This window comes from Paenibacillus albidus (assembly GCF_014644435.1).
In the GTDB taxonomy this organism is placed as follows: Bacteria; Bacillota; Bacilli; order Paenibacillales; family Paenibacillaceae; genus Paenibacillus_AQ; species Paenibacillus_AQ albidus.
The window spans coordinates 200,658-222,198 of sequence record NZ_BMKR01000010.1 but is presented as its reverse complement, the minus strand read 5'-3'; the positions used below and the strand labels follow the sequence as shown (position 1 = coordinate 222,198).

20 protein-coding genes and 1 pseudogene are annotated in these 21,541 nt (G+C 53.7%); 16 read left to right on the top strand and 5 right to left on the bottom strand.

The features are described from left to right. Position 1: 1 nt before the first annotated feature. Both IEY53_RS14465 and IEY53_RS14460 read left to right on the top strand, forming a co-directional pair. Positions 2-1,066 (top strand): sulfate/molybdate ABC transporter ATP-binding protein, encoded by a 1,065-nt coding sequence (locus IEY53_RS14465; RefSeq protein WP_189026006.1) that lies wholly within the window; start codon positions 2-4, stop codon positions 1,064-1,066. 294 nt (positions 1,067-1,360) lie between these two features. Then, a complete protein-coding gene (locus IEY53_RS14460; RefSeq protein ID WP_189026005.1) occupies positions 1,361-2,434 on the top strand; it encodes a sulfate ABC transporter substrate-binding protein in 1,074 nt (357 codons plus the stop codon). A 145-nt stretch (positions 2,435-2,579) separates the two neighbouring features. On the opposite strand, the gene IEY53_RS14455 is transcribed toward IEY53_RS14460, so the two are convergent. Further along, on the bottom strand, positions 2,580-3,317 hold the full coding sequence (locus IEY53_RS14455) for a class I SAM-dependent methyltransferase (protein WP_189026003.1): 738 nt from the start codon (positions 3,315-3,317) through the stop codon (positions 2,580-2,582). 146 nt (positions 3,318-3,463) lie between these two features. On the opposite strand from IEY53_RS14455, the gene IEY53_RS14450 reads away from it, so the two are divergent. The 6 genes from IEY53_RS14450 (at position 3,464) to IEY53_RS14425 (ending at position 11,396) form a co-directional block, all read left to right on the top strand. Next, positions 3,464-4,237, top strand: a complete 774-nt coding sequence (locus IEY53_RS14450) for an MBL fold metallo-hydrolase (protein ID WP_189026001.1) — start codon at positions 3,464-3,466, stop codon at positions 4,235-4,237. 198 nt (positions 4,238-4,435) lie between these two features. Continuing rightward, positions 4,436-6,004 (top strand): ABC transporter substrate-binding protein, encoded by a 1,569-nt coding sequence (locus tag IEY53_RS14445; protein WP_229696152.1) that lies wholly within the window; start codon positions 4,436-4,438, stop codon positions 6,002-6,004. A gap of 74 nt (positions 6,005-6,078) precedes the next feature. Further along, positions 6,079-7,026 carry a carbohydrate ABC transporter permease gene (locus IEY53_RS14440; protein WP_229696151.1) on the top strand — a complete coding sequence of 316 codons (948 nt, stop codon included), beginning with the start codon at positions 6,079-6,081 and terminating at the stop codon, positions 7,024-7,026. Further along, on the top strand, positions 7,023-7,856 hold the full coding sequence (locus IEY53_RS14435; RefSeq protein ID WP_189026000.1) for a carbohydrate ABC transporter permease: 834 nt from the start codon (positions 7,023-7,025) through the stop codon (positions 7,854-7,856). The genes IEY53_RS14440 and IEY53_RS14435 overlap by 4 nt, the downstream gene beginning before the upstream one ends. A gap of 139 nt (positions 7,857-7,995) precedes the next feature. Continuing rightward, the gene (locus IEY53_RS14430; RefSeq protein WP_189025998.1) at positions 7,996-9,567 is read left to right on the top strand and encodes a helix-turn-helix domain-containing protein; all 1,572 of its coding nucleotides are present in this window, start codon (positions 7,996-7,998) and stop codon (positions 9,565-9,567) included. 17 nt (positions 9,568-9,584) lie between these two features. Then, a complete protein-coding gene (locus IEY53_RS14425) occupies positions 9,585-11,396 on the top strand; it encodes a sensor histidine kinase (RefSeq protein ID WP_189025996.1) in 1,812 nt (603 codons plus the stop codon). Positions 11,397-11,442: 46 nt separating this feature from the next. Here IEY53_RS14425 and IEY53_RS14420 read toward each other — a convergent pair whose 3' ends face one another. The 3 genes and pseudogenes from IEY53_RS14420 to IEY53_RS14410 all read right to left on the bottom strand — a co-directional run. Further along, positions 11,443-11,703 carry a LamG-like jellyroll fold domain-containing protein gene (locus IEY53_RS14420; RefSeq protein WP_229696150.1) on the bottom strand — a complete coding sequence of 87 codons (261 nt, stop codon included), beginning with the start codon at positions 11,701-11,703 and terminating at the stop codon, positions 11,443-11,445. A gap of 103 nt (positions 11,704-11,806) precedes the next feature. Then, entirely contained in the window at positions 11,807-12,619 is an 813-nt protein-coding gene (locus IEY53_RS14415; RefSeq protein ID WP_189025994.1) for a Cof-type HAD-IIB family hydrolase, read from the bottom strand. 15 nt (positions 12,620-12,634) lie between these two features. After that, positions 12,635-12,944, bottom strand: a pseudogene (locus IEY53_RS14410) (EamA family transporter); the annotation flags it as partial. Between IEY53_RS14410 and IEY53_RS35740 the strand changes: the two are divergent. Further along, positions 12,925-13,050: a hypothetical protein gene (locus IEY53_RS35740; RefSeq protein ID WP_268240773.1), complete on the top strand. Its 126-nt coding sequence runs from the start codon at positions 12,925-12,927 to the stop codon at positions 13,048-13,050. The pseudogene IEY53_RS14410 and the gene IEY53_RS35740 overlap by 20 nt on opposite strands. A gap of 178 nt (positions 13,051-13,228) precedes the next feature. After that, positions 13,229-13,948, top strand: coding sequence for a metal-dependent hydrolase (locus tag IEY53_RS14405; RefSeq protein ID WP_189025992.1), 720 nt, complete (start codon positions 13,229-13,231; stop codon positions 13,946-13,948). A gap of 127 nt (positions 13,949-14,075) precedes the next feature. On the opposite strand, the gene lplA is transcribed toward IEY53_RS14405, so the two are convergent. Then, positions 14,076-15,077: a lipoate--protein ligase gene (gene lplA, locus IEY53_RS14400; RefSeq protein WP_189025990.1), complete on the bottom strand. Its 1,002-nt coding sequence runs from the start codon at positions 15,075-15,077 to the stop codon at positions 14,076-14,078. Positions 15,078-15,301: 224 nt separating this feature from the next. Between lplA and IEY53_RS14395 the strand changes: the two genes are divergently transcribed. From IEY53_RS14395 to IEY53_RS14370, 6 genes are all read left to right on the top strand, one after another. Next, the gene (locus IEY53_RS14395) at positions 15,302-16,444 is read left to right on the top strand and encodes a pyridoxal phosphate-dependent aminotransferase (RefSeq protein WP_189025988.1); all 1,143 of its coding nucleotides are present in this window, start codon (positions 15,302-15,304) and stop codon (positions 16,442-16,444) included. A gap of 224 nt (positions 16,445-16,668) precedes the next feature. Further along, the gene (locus IEY53_RS14390; protein WP_189025986.1) at positions 16,669-16,899 is read left to right on the top strand and encodes a hypothetical protein; all 231 of its coding nucleotides are present in this window, start codon (positions 16,669-16,671) and stop codon (positions 16,897-16,899) included. Between the two features lie 56 nt (positions 16,900-16,955). Further along, positions 16,956-17,693 (top strand): adenosylcobinamide amidohydrolase, encoded by a 738-nt coding sequence (locus IEY53_RS14385; protein ID WP_189025984.1) that lies wholly within the window; start codon positions 16,956-16,958, stop codon positions 17,691-17,693. 40 nt (positions 17,694-17,733) lie between these two features. Further along, positions 17,734-18,693: an adenosylcobinamide-phosphate synthase CbiB gene (gene cbiB, locus IEY53_RS14380; RefSeq protein ID WP_189025983.1), complete on the top strand. Its 960-nt coding sequence runs from the start codon at positions 17,734-17,736 to the stop codon at positions 18,691-18,693. A 246-nt stretch (positions 18,694-18,939) separates the two neighbouring features. Then, positions 18,940-19,962 carry a glycosyltransferase family 2 protein gene (locus IEY53_RS14375; protein WP_189025981.1) on the top strand — a complete coding sequence of 341 codons (1,023 nt, stop codon included), beginning with the start codon at positions 18,940-18,942 and terminating at the stop codon, positions 19,960-19,962. Positions 19,963-20,079: 117 nt separating this feature from the next. Next, positions 20,080-21,534 carry an aminotransferase-like domain-containing protein gene (locus IEY53_RS14370; protein WP_189026042.1) on the top strand — a complete coding sequence of 485 codons (1,455 nt, stop codon included), beginning with the start codon at positions 20,080-20,082 and terminating at the stop codon, positions 21,532-21,534. The last annotated feature ends 7 nt before the right edge of the window (positions 21,535-21,541 follow it).

The following is a 21,541-nucleotide window of genomic DNA, read 5'->3' as shown; positions in this document are numbered from 1 at the left end:
TATGCATGTGGAAGTCCGGGGACTCAATAAGCATTTTGGAGATTTTCATGCGGTAAAGGATGTGAACTTCAGCATTACCAAAGGTCATCTGATCGGACTGCTGGGCCCAAGCGGGGGCGGCAAAACCTCGATTCTGCGCATGCTGGCAGGGCTGGAGACGCCGGATGCCGGAGAGATTATTTTTCATGGCAGAGCCGTCAATAATCTTCCTCCACAGGAACGCGGCATCGGCTTTGTCTTCCAGAACTATGCCTTGTTTAAACATATGACTGTTTTTGAGAATATTGCTTTTGGGCTTAAAGTGAAAAAGGCCAGTAAAACAGCCATCCGTGACCGTGTGATGGAGCTTGTGGAGCTGACCGGGCTGAAAGGCTTCGAGAAGCGTTATCCGCATCAGCTGTCCGGCGGACAACGCCAGCGGGTGGCATTTGCCAGAGCCCTTGCTCCGGAACCACAGCTGCTGCTGCTGGACGAACCGTTTGCAGCCATCGATGCCAAGATCCGCCAGGAGCTGCGTTCATGGCTTAAGGAACTGATCGAACGTGTCGGGATTACCTCCATCTTTGTGACCCATGACCAGGATGAGGCGATTGAGGTAGCGGATGAGATTATGATCATTAATCAAGGGCGCCTGGAACAGAAGGGGACGCCGTGGGATATCTATAAGGAGCCGAAGACACCGTTTGTGGCCACCTTTATCGGGGAATCTACACTGATCGAGAATGCCGCCGAACTGAAGGGGTTCACAGGTATTGGCGGCGGCAAGCCGACCAAAGCGCTGATCCGCCCCGAATATATCGAGATTGGCAGCCTGCATGAGTTCAAGATGGCTTCGGCCACTGAGCAGGGCATCGTGAAACATCTGCATTTCCGCGGCAGTGAATGGCTGGTCGAGGTGGAAGTGAAGGGACACAAGCTCGTGACTTACCGCTCCCTCGAAAAAGATACCCTGCAGCCCGGCCAGGACATCTCCGTGCTGGTACACCGTGCCTACCTGTTCAACGACGATCATAGCTGGATTCAGGAAAACGGACTGAAAGAAGACCCGATGCCGGTATTTATTTAAGTCATAATCTATATAGATTGAACTAAAGATTCTACCAATAGCAAAAGGAACGAAGGGGAAGTTTGGAACTGGAAGAGCGGAAGCGACCGCCCGAAAGCTTTTCGGAGAAAAGCTCGCATCGTAAGCATAAGCTGTCTGCAGATTTCAACCGTGTAGAGCGGTATTAATAAAGAAATCTGCAGACGGGCAGCGGCTGGAAGTCCAAACATTCACCGCAGTTACGCTTATGCGGGTTGGGCATTTCTTTTGTTCAATTTATATCAGAACGCCATACTTCAAAGGATGTGGGCCGCAATGAAGCTTCGCAAAAAAAGCAGACAACTGCATAGAGGGTTGGCCGCCTTGTTGCTGGTTATACTGGCGTTGGCGGTTACCGGCTGCGGAAAAAGCGGGAATTCTGCGGCAGCGGAAGCTGATTCTGCACAACAAGGGGATCTAACGCTCGTGATTGGGGCGTACAGCGTAGTGAAGGATGCCATGGGCGAGATCCTGCCGCTGTTCGCGGCAAAGTGGAAAGCGGAGACCGGACAGGCGATCGCTTTTCAGCAATCCTACGAGGCTTCCGGCACCCAGGCCCGGGCCATAACCGGCGGGTTTGAAGCGGACGTAACGCTGCTGGCTATGGAGGGGGACGTGGAGAAGCTGGTCAAAGCCGGGCTAGTGGACCCGGCCTGGAAGGAGCGCGGCGAGAACGGGATGGTGACCCGTTCGGTGGTAGCGCTCGGAACCCGTGAGGGCAATCCCAAAGGCATAACCAGCTTTGCCGATCTGGCGAAGCCGGGGGTGAAGGTGCTGTACCCCAATCCGAAGACCTCAGGCGGGGCGCAGTGGGACATCAACGCCATCTATGGGGCGGGCCTGAAGCTGTCAGAGAAGCAGGAAGGGGTCAAGAATCCCGCGGCTGCCAAAGCTTTTTTGGAGAGTGTACACCAGAACGTAGAGTCCCTGGACAAAAGTGGCCGGGCCTCGATGGCCGCCTTCGAGTATGGTGTGGGTGATGTGATCGTCACCTATGAGAACGAGCTGCTGGCCCGGATCGCCAAAGGGGTTCCCTATGAGATCATTATCCCCCGGGATACGATCCTGATTGAGAATCCGGCGGCTGTGGTGGACAAATATGCCGATGAACGCGGAACTCGGGAAGCTGCTGAGGCGCTGGTGGATTTTCTGCTGACACCGCAGGCACAGGAGGTATTTGCGAAACATGGCTTCCGGCCGGTAGATGAGCAAGTGTACGCCGCGCACGCAAGCCGCTACCCGAAGCCTGCGGATCTCTTCGATATCCACTACCTGGGCGGCTGGGACGAGGTGCGCAGCACTCTTTATTCCAAGCGGGGAATTTGGTACCAGGTGCTGGCCGGGATTTAGGTACAGCGCCATTTATTATGCAAGCACGGCAAAGAAGACCGTTCCCGGCAGAATTTTCTGCAGAGGAACGGTCTTTTTGTGAAAATATAAACGGATACCCTCCTCTTCCAGAGGACGGCGAAGCCGTTTCTTCTTGCGGTGGGGGTTACTTTTTGCCTGATTTAAGAAGGATGAAGCTTGGTTTGCGCCTTTCGTTGCTTAGTCCAGGCATAAGCTCCAGCCCGGCAGGGATGGATTGTGGTTCAATCACTTTTTCCAGTACAAGTCCATGGGCGATAAGCGTGTTAATCAAGGTGGAGAGGGTACGATGGTACTTGATCACTCCATCAATATACCAGTGCTGCTCCCGTATGCCTTCTTCCTGATAATCATCCAGTGCCCAGTGCAGTCTGTTCCCGGCCTCATCGTGGATCCAGTTGTTCATTTCTCTGCGGGCTGTCACGATGGGATGCTCCGTCGAAAGTATAAATGAGCCCTCTTGCCGCAAAAGTCCGCTGGCCTTCTCCACGAAACCATCATAATTTTCTATATAATGGACCGCCAAAGAACTGACAATGAGATCGAATTGCCCGGGAGGCAGCTCCAGATCTTCTATGGGCATGTTGATATATTCTATCCGTTCATGTTTGTTCTCTCTGTTAGCCTGCTCAATCATGTTACTGGAGATGTCGACGCCGGTCACACTGGAGGCTCCGTTCTCGATACAGTATGTTGCAAATTGACCCGTTCCGCAGCCTAAATCCAAGATTCGCAATCCCTCCAGAACCGGCAGGGCAGATTTCATGGCTGGTTGTTCTATAAAATCATTATAGGTGATTCCGGTATTGCGCAGAGCGGCATATTGTTCAAAAAATAAGGGATGATCGTAAATGTTTTGCTTCACGGGTCTAACCTCCTGGGTTCGGATGAATTTGTGATCAGGCTGGTGAATGAGCGTTGTGCATTCTTTCCATTTTGTAATCTTACCAGTCTCTGCACTATAATGAAAAGACTTGGACAACTTCGACAGGAAATAAAGGAGAGAGACTTATGGATACATTGGTGTTCCTGGGAACCGGAGATGCAATGGGGGTACCGCGGGTATATTGCAGCTGTGCGACATGTACGGAAGCCCGCGGAGAAGGCGTTAATGTCCGGCTGCGCTCCTCTGTACTTATAGACAGCGGCAGTGATTTTTTCGTGATTGATTGCGGGCCGGATTGGCGGCGGCAAATGGAGGCGCAGGGGGTTCGCACGATGCGCCGGCTGCTGGTGACCCATGCCCATTTTGACCACATTGGCGGCCTGCCGGAATGGGCGGATGCCTGCCGCTGGATGGGACATAAAGGGGAACTCTACGCACCTGCGGAAGTAATACCGGTGATTCTGCGGCAATATCCATGGCTCGGCAGCCACATAGAGATGATTCCCTGTGATGCGGGCGTGGTGCTGGATGATTGGAAGATCACGACCTGGAAAGTCTGCCATGGCAAAAATGGCTACTCCTATGCCTTCCGGCTGGAGAAAGCAGGGTACACGTGGGTCTACTGTCCGGATTCCATCTCCCTTGGGCCGGAAGAAACCCGGCATATGCAAGGAGCGGATCTGCTCGTATTGGGTACAAGCTTCTATTACGAAGCCGCGGAGTTGTCCACCCGCTCTGTGTACGATATGACGGAAGCCGCCGAGCTGCTGGGAGAAGTGAAGCCCCGCAAGGTCGTGTACACGCATATGTCGCATGATGTGGACTTCCGCAAGCCGTATATTTTGCCGGATATAGTAACGCTGGCCCGTACAGGAATGTCAATCCCCCTCGGACATTGAGGGTGCAGCACAAGGGACGTCCCTTACGCCGTAATTTAGGCGGGGAGACGTCCCTTTTACATGGTTGTGGACTCATCTGCGGTAAAACCTAAAGATAATCCACAATTACAAAAATATTGGAATTTTAAAATGTAAGCGTAATCACTTTTATGAGATTAAGCAAAGGAAATACAGCCGACAGGTCAGGGGAGGTTAATGATGAAGAACACCAAAGAGGTTAGCGGATTGGGGCAAACTTCAGAAGCAAGGGGAGGGGAAGGCAGGATGCAGGGCAGACAAAGAGGGCAAGCCGGGGACTTCGGGTCAAACAAGCGGGTGAAACGGCGCAAACAGGTAATGTCAATGCTTATGCTGATGGTTCTGCTCATGGCCACGGTGCTCTCCGGATGCTCCGGCAACGGCAACGGAAACGTATCTAACGGGGCTAACACTGAACCTGCGACTACGGACGGAAAAGCTGCGGAAGGGAGCGCCGGAGCTAAGCCGGATGGTGAAGCGCAGGAAGAGGTGACACTGAAATTCACATTCTGGGGCAGCCCGCAGGAAAAGGCGGCGATTGAGCAGGCAACGCAGAAATTCACTGAGAAATATCCGAAGATTAAGGTAGATGCCATTCATATCCCGGAAGCAGATTATGATGCCAAGATAACAGCGATGGTCGCAGGAAATGAAGCACCTGATCTGGGCTATATGCACGGAGAGCTGGCCGACCCCTGGCAGAAGGACGGCAAATTCGTCAATCTGTTCGAGCTGCTGGACAATGATGATGAACTGAAACGTGAAGATTTCCTGGACTACATCTGGTTTAAATCGTCGGAAGACTTTGCCTATGGCATCAGTACGGCTGGCGAGACGTTTGGCTTGTTCTACAATAAGGATCTGTTCGATGAGGCGAAGGTTGAATATCCGCCGGCCAAGCCGGAGGAGGCCTGGAGCTGGGACGAATTCGTTAAAGTGGCCCAGCAGCTGACGCTGGACAAAAACGGCAAAAATGCGGCGGACCCCGAGTTCGATCATACCAACATTAAGCAGTTCGGAGTTTCGTTTGAAACCTGGCACGGGCCGGTCCATGCTACCGTCATCAACAATGAAGGCGAATGGATCACAAAAGATGGCAAATTCGGCTTTAGCCAGCCTGAGGCGGCTGAGGCAATTCAGCGGCTTGCCGATTTGATCAATGTGTATCATGTGGCTCCTTCGCCGGTGCAGATGAAATCGATTCCTTCTCAAGCTGTTGCCCTGCAATCGAAGCTGGCAGCTATGTCGATGCACGGACAGTGGATTAATCTGGATCTGGGCGCAGCGAACGTCAATTATGACATCGGTGTATTGCCCAAAATGAAGCGCAGTGTGCCGATGGGCATCAGCGGGGCTTCGGTCATTTATAAATCGAGCAAGCACCAGAAGGAAGCCTGGATGCTGACCAAATTTCTGGAGAATCCGGAAGGCTCCATTGACCTGTACAAAGGTGGGCTGTGGATGCCTACAATGACCAAATGGTATACCGATCCTGAGCTTGTCGCCAAATGGGCGGAGAACAACCCGGCGCATCCGGCCGGCTTCAAGGATGCGATGATGAACAATTTGCTGGAGAATGGTGTGCCTAACGGTTCTTACTATATCAAGAACTTCTCCAAGATAAACGCTATTACTTTCTCCGGTATGGATGAGGTGTGGCTGGGCCGGAAGACCGCACTTGAGGCGATGAAGGAGCTGGAGCCGAAGATTCAGCCGGAAATCCAGGGCCGGTATGATGTAACGCCATAATAGCAGATATCCGCGGGGGAGCCGGCAAAGATGCGGCTACCCCTCCCATTTCAAGAGGTTTGGAGAGGAATGCCATGAAATCAAATCCTGTCATGCCGGGGCCTTATGCAGCGCTGCCCAAAGGTAAACGGAAATCCGGCCAGGAGCTCCGTTATGGGCTGCTGTTCGCCTCGCCGGTGCTTATAGGCTATTTGCTGTTCGTTCTGTTTCCGATCGTTGCCAGTATTTATCTCAGCTTCACCACATATAGCGTGGGGACCCTGCCGAAGTGGATCGGAACCGCCAACTATCAAACACTCTTCAGCGGAGCTGATCCGTTCTTTTATCCTGCGGTTACCGCAACCTTTTATTATGTCTTTGTCAGCGTGCCGCTGGGGATTGTGATCTCCTTTTTTATGGCGGTGCTGCTGAATCAGAAGATTAAAGGCAGAGCTTTTTTCCGCGGAGTTTTCTATCTGCCGGTCATCATACCGCTGGCTGCTTCCTCCATGGTCTGGATGTGGCTGCTTCAGCCTGATTTCGGTATTGTCAACTATGTGCTGGAGCTGCTCCATCTGCCGACATCACAGTGGCTCGGGGATACGACCTCCGTTGTTCCGACCCTGATCCTGTTCAGCTTCTGGACACTTGGGAATACAATCGTGATTTTTCTGGCCGGTCTGCAGGGCATCCCTGCACATCTTTACGATGCCATCGAGATCGACGGCGGTGGACGGTTCCACAAGCTGTTTTATATTACGATTCCCATGAGCTCTTCCATTATTTTTTTCAACACGGTCATTGCGTTTATCAACGGTTTTCAGGCTTTTGTGCAACCTTCGGTGATGACACAGGGCGGACCCAACAACAAAAGCCTGTTCTATGTGCTGTATCTTTTTAATGAAGGCTTCAAGTCCTCCCGGATGGGCAGTGCCAGTGCAATTTCCGTTCTGCTGTTTCTGGTTATCGCGTTGTTCACGGCAGTGATCTTCTTCTTCTCCAAATCATTCGTTTATTACGAAGGAAAAGGGGGGAAGTCATGAAACGGCAATCTTTGATGATGAAAGGGTTAGTTTATGTTGTACTGGTTATTGGCAGCTTGTTTTGTCTATTTCCGATCTTCTGGATGGTACGCACCTCGCTGATTACTATGGGTGATTTGTACCAGATCCCTCCGGCATTGATTCCCAAAAGCCTAAGCTGGGACAATTTCAAGGCAGCATTGGAGGCCTATCCCTTTGCCCGGTTCTTTATGAACAGTACAATAATTACGGTACTGGCTGTTGTAGGTGTGCTGTTCTCCAGCTCGGTATGTGCCTACAGCTTCTCGCGCATCGAGTGGAAGGGCCGGGATAAGGTATTCGGGTTCATTCTGACCGGACTGATGATACCTTTTTTTGTGGTCATGATTCCGCAATATGTGTTCTGGAACGCCCTGCACTTAACCGATACGTTTGCTCCGCTTGTTGCGCCTGCGTGGTTTGGCGGGGGTGTTTTTAATATCTTTCTGCTGCGCCAATTCTTTTTCAGCATTCCGCGTGAGCTGGATGAAGCTGCGAAGGTGGACGGAGCGGGACATTTCCGGATTTACGGGCAGATTATTCTGCCGCTCGCCAAGCAGGCCATGATTGTGATCGGATTATTGACCTTTCTGGCCAATTGGAATGACTATCTCGGCCCCCTGGCCTTCATTACTTCCGAGAAAAACTACACGCTGATGCAGGGGCTTACCTTGTTCCAGGGCTCCTATTCCGCACAATGGAATCTGATGATGGCGGCAACTACAGTGATTGTCATTCCGTCGCTGATTGTGTTTCTGATCGCCCAGAAGCATTTTATCGAGGGGATTGCCATGACGGGAATCAAAGGGTAGGCACAGACCGCGATTTCGGCAAATTCTCTGATTGCAAAGCCTGTAACCGTCTACTACTATGAGGGTATCCGGAAATCGGATCACAGGAAACTCTTAGGAAACGCACATTTGGATAAAGCAGAGCAGGAGGGACGGGGTCATGTACAATGTACTGCTTGTGGATGATGAACCGGGGCATCTGACGGGTCTCTCCAGAATGCTGAAGAGAATCCGCCCGGACTACGGGATCCATACCGCCAGGAACGGCCGGGAAGCCCTGGAGGAATGCAGCCGCTACAGCTTCCAGATCATCATTTCCGATATTCGGATGCCGGTGATGGATGGTCTGCATTTCATGGAGCAATTATCACCGGGAGCCACCCCGCGCAGAGTCATTTATTTAAGCGGCTACAATCATTTTGATTATGCGCAGAAGGCGATGAGCCTGGGGTCCTTTGAATATGTGCTGAAGCCGCTGGATGTGGATAAATTTATGAGCGTATTGGAGAAAACGGAAAAAAGTCTGGAGCAGGAGCTGGACTCTCTGCTTGCGCGTGAGCAGCTGGCCGCGAGATTAAACGCCGCTGAGCCTGCTTACAACCACCGGCTGCTGAATGACTGGATCGAGCAGCCCCCCTCCGGCTCCGCCGATACCGCTGGCCTCGCTGAAATTGCCGGACTCCTGGGCTTCCGCGGGGATGGGGGCTGCCTGATAGTAGCTTGCCTGGAAGGCGCTGCAGAATGTCCCCCAGCGGTGCAGGAGATATTGACGGCGCGGGTCCGTGCCTGCGGCCGTGCTGCCGGTTTCCATTCCCGTCAGGATCAACGGTTATTCGTTATCGTGTCCGAAGTTTATCCGCAGGAGGAACTGCTCCGGCAGCTGAATGCACCCGGAGTCTCTGTCGGCATCAGCCGCTGGAGCCCCCGCCTGCTTGCCACTGCGCCCGCTGCCTATACGGAGGCGCGCCATGCGGTCATGGAAGGTTTTTATGCCCGGCCGGGGGAGAGCAGGGTATATCTGGCTGAACGCTCCCGGATCGATCCGCAGCGGCGGCTTACACCTGCCCTGAGGCTGGAGGCACTAATAACCGAAGCGGTCAACGGTTCCGGTCATGGCAAAGGAGCTGCGGAAGCTTCGGCAGCCCTGCTCTCCAGAATGCTGGCGGGTGGCGGTCTCCCGCTCCCGGTGGAGCTGGCCCGCAATATCCGGCAGCTGGCATTCAAGGTGGTGCATGATCTGGAGCTCTTGCAGCCGGAGGCCCGCAGGGAACTACTTAACCGAATCAGCACCCTCCATCCGGGCTATGGAGGACTTACAGAGCTGGCGGCTTCGGTAGAGGTGTTTCTGGTGGAGATTACCGAGGCTCTGCAGGAGGCGCGGAGAGACAGGAAAGACGGGCTGATGGCCCGCTGCCTGGATTATATTAACCAGCATTACACGGAGGAGCTGTCCCTGGAATCGGTAGCCGAGGCCTTTCATTTCAACCCCAGCTATTTCTGTCATTATTTCAAAAGCAAGCTAAATATCACCTTCAGCCAATATGTGACAGGACTCCGGCTGAGCAAGGCCAAGGAGCTGCTGGCTGCATCCAGTGACAAGGTGTATACGGTCGCCCACCAGCTGGGCTACCGGGATGTGAAGTATTTCAACCGGGTATTCAAAAAAGAATTTGGCCTCACTCCCGAGGAATACCGTTCTCTGGCCCGCAGCAAGGCGGAATCCGCAGAGTGAACAATCTATGGAAAAACATGAAATTCAGGAGCAAGCTGATCCTGTTTTTTGTGCTGTTGATTACGATCCCTTCCATCATCAACATTATGATTAATTATAAGACCAGCTCGGAAATTATTATCAGCAATGCCAAAGACGGCATCCTGGAGGTTGTCCAAAAGAAAAATGAAATCAGCGATCTGATGCTCAGACAAATTGAAGAGCGGACAATTGCGCTGATTTCCGATCCCGATCTGTACAGATTGTTTGACCGGGAGCAGCCGCAGGATGATTATGAGCTGCTGAAGATGGACCGGGAGGCTTCAGCGCTCCTCAGCAAATATTTCAGGAAGGAGCAGGACCTCTACATCCCCCAGCTGGTCACAAGCTACTACAGCTTCGGCCTTGGGAATACAGGCTACACTTCCAGCTCCCCTTTTATCTCCGTACCGTCGGGCGGATTTACCGGTTCCTACATCCATGAGCGGATTGTAGAGAGTCAGGGCAGTCTGGTCTGGATTCCGACCTATGACATGACAAGGGTCTTCAATCAGCCGGAACTATCGGGTATGGATGCGAAGCTGCGGATGATATTCTCCATCGGACGGGTTATTAACAGTTCTCCGATTATTGACGGGATGAGCCGCACTTGGCCGGCTCATGTGGAGCGTCCGGTCCTGCTGATTAATTTCCACGAGGAGTATTACCGCCAGAACGGGGAGCAGGCTGATGCGGCTGCGGGCTCCTATTTCTACGTAGTCTCCAAAGAAGGGCAGATCGTAACCCATCCCGACAGCAGCCAGCTTGGTCATAGTGACAAGAATGGGTGGTATCGGGAATTCCGGCAGCCCTCTGGCACTTCCATTGTAAAGGATGGCCAAGAGGATGTCCTGATGGGCTACGCTGTGTCAGAAGTGACCGGCTGGGTCACCGTGTATGCAGTACCCTATCAGCAGCTGCTGCGCAATCTGCCGTTGGTGCGGTATACTGACCTGCTGACAGCCTTGGCGCTGATCCTGTTGTCGATAGGGATCTCTTATGTGATCTCCGACCGGTTGACCAAACCGATTAAAAGGATGATGGCGGCTATTCAGCTTACCGGAGCAGGTGATTTCTCGACCAAGATCCCCGATCAGTCCCAACTGGAATTCCGTATTCTTATCAAGAAATACAACCAAATGAATGAAAAAATTGTGGAGCTGCTGCAGGAGAATTACGAGAGCACCCGGCGTGAGAAAGAGGCAGAGATGCTGGCTTTGAATCTGCAGCTGAACCCGCATTTTCTGTACAACACCCTGAACATTATCAACTGGATGGCGATTGAGCGGGATGAACGGGCCATCAGCAGGATGATCGTCAGTCTCTCGACGATGCTGCAGTATACCGTCAACAATGGTCAGGAGAAGGTTAGCCTGGGGGATGATCTGCTCTGGCTGCAGAGCTATACCCATATTATGGAGAACCGTTATGCGGGCGTATTTGAAGTCAAATATGAGCTGGAGGAGCTGCCGCTGGATACTGTCGTGCCGAAGCTGTTTCTGCAGCCGATCGTCGAGAATGCGATCATTCACAGTATGGCTGCCGTTACCAAGGAGGGTATGATTACGATCTCCGGGCGGATGTGCGGCCAGAGACTCTGTTTCTCCGTTGCCGACAACGGCAAGGGCATGTCAAGGGAGCAGCTGGAAGCGTTGCTTGCCCAGGATTACGACGGCATTGGCATCCGTAATATCCGGAAACGGCTTGCGCTTATGTACGGGACTGAGGCCTCGCTGCAGCTGGAATCGGAAGAAGAAAGAGGAACAGTAGTGACCGTGACCATTCCTCTATCAGCAGGGCTGGAGACTTAGAGCGGGTGGTACCTTTATTGGGCCAAGGCTGCGATTTCAGCAGCACTTAATGCCCGGTTGTAGATGCGAAGTCATCGATCTGCCCGCTCAGGTAAGGGTCATTCCATTGGGATGTGCCGATGTAAATCAGCGGAGAGCTGCCCAGGCTGGCCGGTGTCTGACTCATGGCTGAATTGCGTGCGGCCTCCAGGCCATCGGCATAGAGAATCCCAGTAGTTCCGTTCAGGGTTACGGTATCGGCGGCGGTTGTACCGCCCGTTTCATTGAAGGCATAGGAAACAATGAGGACTGACCCAAAAAGCCGCAATCCCCAATAACCGGAGAATTGCGACTTTGATCCAGAATGTAATTGTGTTTGAAAGATCTGACTCAATAAGACTTAAGCTAAACTGGCTGTTGTGCAGGTCTGCTTACGCCTGTTCTCCGGCCGTTTGCAGAATGAACTTGTCAATGGCATACTTGACGCCGTCCTCATTATTGCTGAGCGTAACGAAATCGGCGATTTCCTTCAAGGCAGGGATGGCGTTCTCCATAGCGATGCCAAGTCCCGCAGCCTCAAGCATCTCATGGTCATTCCAGGAATCGCCTACAGCGATAGTCTCGGACAGGTCACAGCCGAAATGGCCGGCGAGGAACTCAAGTGCGAGGCCTTTGGTTCCTTCATGGTGCATGATCTCAAGGAAATAAGGTTTCGATTTGGTAATATGCACGGAATCCCCCAGCAAATCGCGCAGAATAGGAGCGAGCTCGTCAAGGAAATCAGGCTCATCGATAATCAGCATCTTCGGCGTTTGTTGCGGCACAAGCTTTTTCCAGTCAGGCTCAAGATAATACCGGGTTTTGTTCAGGGCTGCATAGTCGATCAGCTTCTGGTTCTCTTCGCGGGCATACAGCTTATCGTCAATATAGGTCTGCAAGTGCAAATTATGCTCAATGCAGTAATCGAACAGCTTGCTCACCGCATCCTGCGGCACATAACGCTCATACAGTACCTTTTCATCCAGCAGATTCTTCACGAGCGCCCCTTGATATGTAATAATCGGCACGTTAAGTCCGGTCTGGCGGGCAATGGCTTGAGCGGAGGAATAAGCACGGCCTGTGGCAAGGGTGACAACCACGCCGGCGGCGACTGCCTGTTCGAGAGCTGTCTGGGTAGCAGGGGTTACTTCCTTATTGTCATTAATCAGGGTGTCGTCGATATCAATAGCGATCAGTTTGTACATACGTGAGTTCTCTCCTTATTTCTTTCTAAATAGATGGAAGATAAAAAAGCGATCCTGTTTATACACACGGCGCCGCCCGGGGGTGAGCGGACCCGGCCCCAGTTCCGCCAGAAGCATCGCGGCCAGTATGCAGCCACAGCCCAGAAGAGCGGAAACTCCCAGCGTCTCCCCGCCAAAAGTGAGGCCCGTTAGTGCGGCAAATACCGGCTCCATAGCATAAATAATGGCGACCCGTGAAGGTGTGGTGTATTTCTGGCAGGCGGTCTGAATCCAAAAGGCAAACGCACTCGTTGGCCCGGGTGGAGATGAGCAGTGCCCATAATACCTCCGCAAAGCCAGCAGCAGGGCAGCCCCACATCATCGCTACCAGCAGCAAGCTGAAATCGGCGATACGCAAGCGGTTCACACCGGTCATCCTTTCCCTGGCTTAAGTTCAAGTTGACCAAATTGTATCCTAAATCAGGGGGGAGGACAAGCCACAACTGGCCGGCATGTCTTCATTTTAAAGAATACATCTTCCCTCGCGCTGGACAAAAAAGGAATGCCTTGGTATACTACGATAACCGTACATATGTTCTTGTTTGACATCCAGAAAGGAGCGGTTGCACGATGATGGGCAAATCCCATTTAATAATCAGCACCGGGGTTACCCTGTCGGTTATGCATTTGCTGGGGCATGAAATTACCATCCCGGCTGTGGCCGTGACAGTAGTAAGCGCCTTGCTGCCGGATATTGATGAGCCGAACTCGCTGCTGGTCCGCAAGGCCATTCCCGAGTTCCTGCTCAAGGGGCTGCAGGCAGCTCTGATCGGAGCGGCTATTTATCTTTATTTTGCCGGGGTTGCCGAGCCTCCCTGGAATATTGCCTTGTCGCTGCTGGTAGGCAGTGTCTCCTTCCTGCCGGACAGAAGACTGCGTCATCTCGTCATGCTGCTGATTGCCCTGGGGCTGTTTGCCTTTGCGGAGGCTTACGATCCCTGGAATGTTATCGCTGCCTGTGTGCTTGTGGTGTCATCGATTGTGCCGCACCGCGGTCTGACGCATACGCTATACAGCGTTGCCGGTTGGGGGGCGCTTTTGTATTTCGCTTCAGCAGGCATGCAGGACGGGGACAGCTTATGGATTGCCGGAGGCATGTCCTATGCGCTCCATCTGCTGGCTGATTCACTGACTCAGCGCGGAATCACACCACTGCCGCCGCTGCCCTTCAAGCTGCGTTTCAAGCTGATGAGCACCGGGACCAAAAAAGGCGGCGCCGTGGAGAATATCTGCATTATGCTCACGCTTGTGCTGGTCCTCTATGCCTTTGTGTTATCTTCATGGGTGTAGAACAGTAAACAAGCCAAGCTGCCTCAAGAATATGAGGCAACTCCGCTTTTATCAGATGCTCCAGAATCACAAAATGCTTTCCGTTGCCTAGCAGCAGCAGAAAGCCTTTTGTATATCTTGGGACAACCTATTCCTCCAGAAAGATCAGTCCGATAAAGTCCTCCGGCTCAATGCGCCCGAAGTAATGCCCCAGTTCCAGATCCGCGAGGGCTTGTCTGACTTCGACCTGCTCATAACGTTTGCCGCGCAGTGCATTCTCCACGTCCACCACATCGCCGACTCCAAAGAAATCGCCGTAGATTTTGATGTCCTTAATCAGGGAATCTTCAATATCCATCCGGATATCAATCAGCCCTGCCGGGAATTTGCGGGTATGCTTCACATTGCTTTTTGGTGAGAGGCCATAGTTCCAATCCCAATTCTGGTAATGCTCCTTGGAGATTGCATTGATCGTTACCCAGTCGTCCTGCTCCAGCTTGTACTGCGGCACCTCGGAGGGCTCCATGCCGAAGATGGAACGCAGCAGTCCGTTGCGGAATTCCTCGATGGTCATGTCGGTTCCGAGCAGCTCTTTAATGTTGGCTACCCGGCTGCGTACCGATTTGGTGCTCTTCGATTTGAATTTCTCCGGATTTACATTAAGCGAAGCCTGCACATCGTCCAGATTGAGATCAAACATCAGGGTGCCGTGGCTGAACATGCGTCCGCGCGTGGAGAACTGGGCATTCCCGGATATTTTTTGCTCGCCGACCTGCAGATCGTTGCGCCCGCTAAGCTCGGCATTAACCCCCATGCTCTGCAAATAGTCGATGACCGGCTGCGTGAATTTCAAGAAATTATGGAACGACTGCCCGTCGTCCTTGGTAATAAAGCTGAAATTGAGATTGCCGAGATCATGATAGACGGCACCGCCGCCGGACAACCGCCGCACCACCTGGATGTTGTTGTCCTTGACGTACTCCTGGTTGATTTCTTCGATGGTATTCTGGTGTTTGCCGATAATTATAGACGGACTGTTGATATAAAAAAGCAGATAGCTGTCGTCCATCGGCAGATGTTTCAGGGCATATTCTTCAATCGCGAGATTGATGGACGGGTCTGTGATTCCGGTGTTATCGATAAAAAGCATATTCAAATTCCTCCGTTGCAACTTATATGGAATACAGCTTTTATTTTAAACCAAAAGGGAGGAATAAACAAAAGCCAAAGTACAGCTACATATACTGCCAAACCGCTGGAATCCGGCTCCAGCGCCGCGCTTTCGACGTAAAGCATTGACGTTGATCCGGCATAGGGGCAATAATGAGGGCAATAGTTTACCTAAAACAAGGCAGCAAAATAAGGAGGGGCATGATGCTGGAAAAATACGGCCATGGCGGTGATTTGCTGACGGCAGCGGAACTCTATGGGAGTAAAAGCGGCAAGGAAAGCCAAGATGGGCACGGAGGCCATGGCGGACACAGCGGCATTTTCCTGGACTTCAGCGCGAATATCAACCCGCTCGGGCCGCCGCCGGGTGTACTGGAGAGCCTGCGCGAACTGCTGCCGGCGGTGACCGCCTACCCGGACCCCGGACACCGCCGTCTCAAGCGGATGCTGGCCGAGCATACGGGCACGGGTGCCGACTGGCTGACCGTCGGCAATGGCGCCGCGGAGTCGATGGCACTGCTGCTGCTGGCGGTGGGGCCGCGTACGGTCGGCATCGCAGAGCCGTGTTTCTCCGAATACCGCCAGCTTGCGGAGCAGTTTGGGGCTGTGGTGAAATCTGTACAGGGAGCCAGTGCGAGAGACTATAAGGCAAATGTGGAAGACCTTGCTGCACTGCTGGAGCAGGTGGATTTGCTGTTCCTCGGCCAGCCGAACAATCCGAACGGGGTACAGTATGCCGTGGAGGAGCTGACGCAATTGGCGGAGCAGGCGGAACGGACGGGCACTTACCTGGCAGTAGATGAAGCTTTTATTGACTTTATTGACCCTGGGCGGCGGCAATCGCTGCTGCCGGAGCTTGCGCGGTTTCCGCACACGGTGCTGGTGCGCTCAATGACGAAATTCTACGCCATCCCGGGACTGCGGCTTGGCTATACAGTCGCGCATCCGGCGCTGGCCGCCGCGATGACCGGCAAGCAGGTCACGTGGAGCGTGAACGCGCTGGCCCTGCTTGCCGGCGAAGCCTGCCTGCTCAGCGGAGCTGCATATGAGCGGCGGACGCGTTCGCTTATAACGGCCGAGCGCGAGTCGCTGCGCTCGGGGCTGCTGGAACTTGGCTGCAAGGTGCCGCCGGGCGAAGCCAACTTTCTGCTGTGCAGCCTGCCCTCGCCGTGGACTGCGGCGGAGCTGCAGGACCGGATGGGCCGCAGCGGCATCCTGGTTCGTAGTTGCGCCATGTACCCCGGCCTGGAAGCGGGCCATATCCGGGTCGCTGTCAAAGGCCCCGAGGACAATGCCGTACTTTTGCAGCGCATGGGGGAAATCCTGAAGGCGGGTATGACAGAATAGGGTTAAGGAAGATGGCTCTGGCCGGGAAAATCGTGAAATCGGCGGGAGAGTAGTAGGGAATATGTGTGAGAGTAGTGAGAGTAGTGAGAGTAGTGAGAGTAAGTGAGAGTAAGTGAGAGTAGTGAGAGTAAGTGAGAGTAAGTGAGAGTAAGTGAGAGTAAGTGAGAGTAAGTGAGAGTAACGAGAGAGTAAGTATGAGTAGGTAAGAGTAAGTGAGTGAGTGAGTGAGTGAGTTCGAGCAACAAAGAGCAACTTTTGATTCTAGTGTATTTTGTGCAGTAAAACCGGCGGGAAATTGTGTCGAAGATCATTCTGCTGCATTTTGTGCAGTGGAAAGAGCAGAAAACCTGCTCATACCGAGGTTTTACAAAATTCTGGTGTACAAAATGAAGCGTTTTGCTATTTTCAGCCCAATAGAGCTTGTTCTGCTGCACTTTTTGCAGTGTATAGTGTAAAGGTGAGGAATAGCCCCTTTGGGCAACAAACGACGGTTCGAGAGGTGGAGTAACGGATGAGCGAAGTGAGATTGCCTTTTATGCAACAAACGGGCGGAGCGGTTTATCGGTCCGCAGTATGGGCGGGCTTGACCCTGGAGCTGAAGGAAGACCATCTGCTGCTGGAGTTTCCGGCCGAAGCAGATGGCTTGTCGAGTGCGGTCTATGGCGGTGGAATGGGCCGCCTGAAGCAGGTGGTCAATCAGTTTGTGAGCCGCGACTATGAATGCAGCAATCCGGTCCGCGACATGGAGCATAAGCTGCAGGAATGGGGATATGCGGCTGCAGGCAGTGCCGGGCTGATGACGGCAGTGCCGCTTGTGCATGCGGCAGTTGCGGAAGAGGACACCGGTTCGGCGGCCATCTTCTGCTGCGTCACCGCCGCTGCGGGCAATGCGGCCCGTGCAGGGGTGTTGCGCAGCGTGCTGGCAGCCTACCGCCCCGGCACGATCAACATCATGCTGGGCATCGATGGCCGCCTGAATCCTGCGGCAATGGTCAACGCCATGCTGACAGCGGCGGAGGCCAAAGCTGCAGCCTTGGCTGATCTCGGCATCACCGATCCCGAGAATGGCCTGATGGCTACTGGCACAACTACGGATGCCATGGTGCTGGCCGTAAGCCAGAGCGGGCGGTATGGCGCAGAGCATGTATACGCCGGAACAGCCACCGATCTCGGGGGCGCCATCGGCAGGCTGGTCTACGGTGCCGTGACGGGCAGCCTTAAGTCGGTGCAGGCAGGGAAGGGTAGCTGATGAATGCCGCTATCTGTAGAATGCGCCAGGGTAGGCTGCTGTGGTGACGGCATGGATTCTGCTGGCAGCCTATGTGATTGACCGGCTGGTGGGCGACCCGCGCCGGCTTCCCCACCCTGTGGTAGGGATGGGGAAAGTCATTGCCGCGGTGGAACGGGGAATCCGCCGCCGGTGGACACAGCCGCGCAGCTTGCGGCGGGCCGGTGTGCTGCTGCCGCTGATTGTAGCAGGCGGAGCCTGGGGTGTAACGGCACTACTCCTGTGGAGTTTGTCGTTGATGTCCCCCTGGCTCGTCTGGATCGCCGAGGCTTGGCTGATTTCGACGACGATTGCCGCCAAAGGGCTGCGGGATGCCGGAATGGCGGTGTACAGCGAACTGCGCAAGGGAGACATTCCGGCTGCGCGCAAAGCGCTTGGCATGATCGTCGGCCGGGATACGGCGGCTCTGGACAGTCCGGAAATGGTGCGCGGCACCGTCGAGACCGTGGCAGAGAATATCGTCGATGCCATTATATCCCCGCTCCTGTATGCGCTTCTTGGCGGGGCGCCGCTGGCCATGGCTTACCGGGCCGTGAATACGCTTGACTCCATGGTTGGCTACAAAAATGACAAATACCGTGACCTCGGCTGGGCATCCGCCAGGCTGGATGACGTCGCCAATTACATACCGGCGCGGATTACCGCGCTCCTGCTAACCCTGTGTGCATGGCTGCTGCGGCTGGACTATCGCAACTGCCTGCTTACGGTACGCCGCGATGCCCGCCGGCACCCCAGCCCCAACAGCGGCTACCCGGAATCGGCTGTTGCCGGGGCGCTGGGTATCCGGCTGGGCGGTTACAATGTCTATCACGGAGTGGCTTCCTTTCGGGCGTATATGGGCGAGCCGCTGCGGACGATGGAGCCGGAGGATATCATCCTTGCTTCCCGCTTGATGCTGCTGTGCTCTACTTTGTTCGTGAGTTTTTGTGCAGCGGCGGCCTGGCTATGGACGGGAGGATAAGCATGAAAGATGTTGGACACAAGCGCAAAGCAGAAGCTTGAACGGGTGCTGATATGGCAAGGAGGGAAGTGGCACTCTGCGGCTGCCGGCGGCTGACAGTATACTAAAGTATTAGCGTCTCCCCTACTTCCGCAGGTTGCTCGGTACTCTGGCGACTAGATAAGATGAAACTAATCAATTTGGCTTTCAGAAAAGAATCTTTCATAGGAGACAGTTTCTTATCTACAGCCGCAAAGGAGATTTGGGATGAAGAAGGAACCGGCAGTCACTGTACTGATGCCTGTCTACAATGGAGAAAAGTACCTGGCGGAAGCGATCGAGAGCATCCTGAATCAGACATTTGCCGATTTTGAGTTTCTGATCATCAACGATGCCTCGAAGGATCGGACGGTAGAGATTATCGAGTCCTACAAGGACGAGCGGATCAGACTGGTACATAACGAACAGAACCTTAGGCTGATTGCGACCTTGAACAAAGGGATCGGGCTGGCCAGAGGCACTTATTTGGCGCGGATGGATGCGGACGATATCAGTGTGCCGCAGCGGCTTGAGCGGCAGGTGGCTTTTCTCGACGCGAATCCCGGGATTGCAGTCTGCGGCTGCTGGGCGGATATGATCGGCGAGAATGCCGGCCACATCTGGAAATTTCCAATGACCCATGAGGAGATCAAAGCCCGGCTGCTGTTTGAGAACTGCATCTCCCACCCCGGCGTGACGGTGCGCCGCAGCATTCTGGAGGACCCCGCGCTTCGTTATGATCCCCAGTATACCCATGTCGAAGACTGGGAGTTCTGGTCGCATATCAGCATGGAGCACAAGCTGCATAATCTCCAGGAAATTCTGCTGCACTACCGGCTCAACGATAACAGTGTCAGCCGTCTCTATGAAGACGAGCAGAGCTTCAACAACCGTAAGGTGTTCATTCCTTATCTAAAAAGACTTGGGATTGAGCCAGCGGAAGCGGAGATTGACACGCACCGGAGGTTCAACTTTGAACCCTGGCCCTTTACGCCGGACAGGGCATTCATTGAGAGCTGCCATACCTGGCTGATGAAGCTCCAGGCTGCCAACCGTGCGAAGGAAATATATGCCGAGCCTGCCTTTACCAATCAGCTGGCCCAGAAATGGTATCTGGTCTGCAGCCGCTCCCGCAATCTGGGATGGTGGGTGTGGACACAGTTCTGGAAATCGCCGCTAATCAACAACCGCAGGTTGTCCATCAAGCAGCGGACCAAGTTTATACTCAAGAGTGCAGCAGGCAAAAATTGATGCTGAGCGTTAGCCGTTAGGGAACCCAGGAACCACAGCCGGAAGAATAATCCGGGGCTGTGGTTCTTTTTTTACCCGGCGGACTGTGCCATGATAGCTATGGGGGCGATGGATAGCATGTTCAAGGACTTTAAGCTCATTGCCGGACGGCCGGTATATATCCAAGTACAGGATTACATGAAACATTTAATTATAAAAAGCGCTCTTCAGGGCGGCCAAAAGCTGCCCTCCACCAGAGAGCTCAGCACTTTGCTTAAAGTAAGCCGCAACTCCATTATTGCTGCCTACGCCGGGCTTGAGGACGACGGCTTCGCTTATGCGGTGCCGGGCCAAGGCAATTTTGTGGCGATGACCACGCCTGGCAGTGTGACCGTAGCTTCGCGGCCGATGAACTGGCAGGACCATCTGAGCGGGCACGCCAGGCTGGCGGAGGAGCTGGATCTGATGAAGCGCGGGATTCGCGCCGAGAAAGGGACGATTTCTTTTACCAGTATCGCACCGGATGAGAGTCTGTTCGATCTGGATAACGTGAAAAGAGCCTTCATGGACCGCATGGCGGTGGAAGGCAATGTGCTGCTGAACTATGGTTACGCCAAGGGGTATAAGCCATTAATGGACTATTTGCGGCTTTATCTGGAGCACAAGGGCGTGGACATGAAGGGCAAAGATATGCTGATCACGAACGGGTTCACGGAAGGGCTCGATCTGGTGCTGTCCGCACTTGATCATAGACACGGCTCGGTGCTTTGTGAGAATCCGACGCATCATACGGCAATCAAGAACCTGAAGCTGCATGGCTTTGGGATTACAGGGATTACGATGGAACGGGACGGGATTCATCTCGGTGAGCTGGAACAGGCATTGGCTGAAGGAGAATATGATTGCGCCTATTTCGTGCCTTCGTACCATAATCCGACGGGAATTGTCATGTCACCCGAGAAAAGGCAAGGGCTGATGAAGCTGATGGCGGGTTATGATATTCCGGTGATTGAGGACGGTTTTAATGAAGAGCTGCGCTATTCGGGGTCGCATGTCTCGCCGCTGATAGCTACGGCGGGTGCAGGCAACAGTGTGATCTACCTGGGCAGTTTCTCCAAAGTGCTGTTCCCGGGCCTGCGGGTCGGCTGGGTGGTGGCGGATGAAGAGCTGATCTATTATCTGGAGAGCCTTAAGCGGGCGCGGACGATTCATACTTCAACGCTGGATCAATCCATTTTGTATCAATATTTGCATAACGGGAATCTGGAGAAATATTTGAAAAAGGCGCGGGCCGAATATAAACGGAAATACGAGCTGACCCTGGCGTGCTGCAAGGAATTTCTGCCGTATACGGCGCTGTCGGGGGACGGCGGACTACATCTGTTTGTGGCGTTTGCGGAAGGGTTCAAGACGAGGGAGCTGCTGGAAGCCTGCCGTGCGCAGGGGGTTATATTTACACCGGGCGATCAGTTCTATACCGATGGCGGCGGGCAGCATACGATGCGGCTTGGGTTCTCCAGGGTTCGGGATGCGGAGATCCGCAAGGGGATTCAGATTATTGGCCGGGCAGCGACACGGCAACTTATGGGATAAAGGGGTG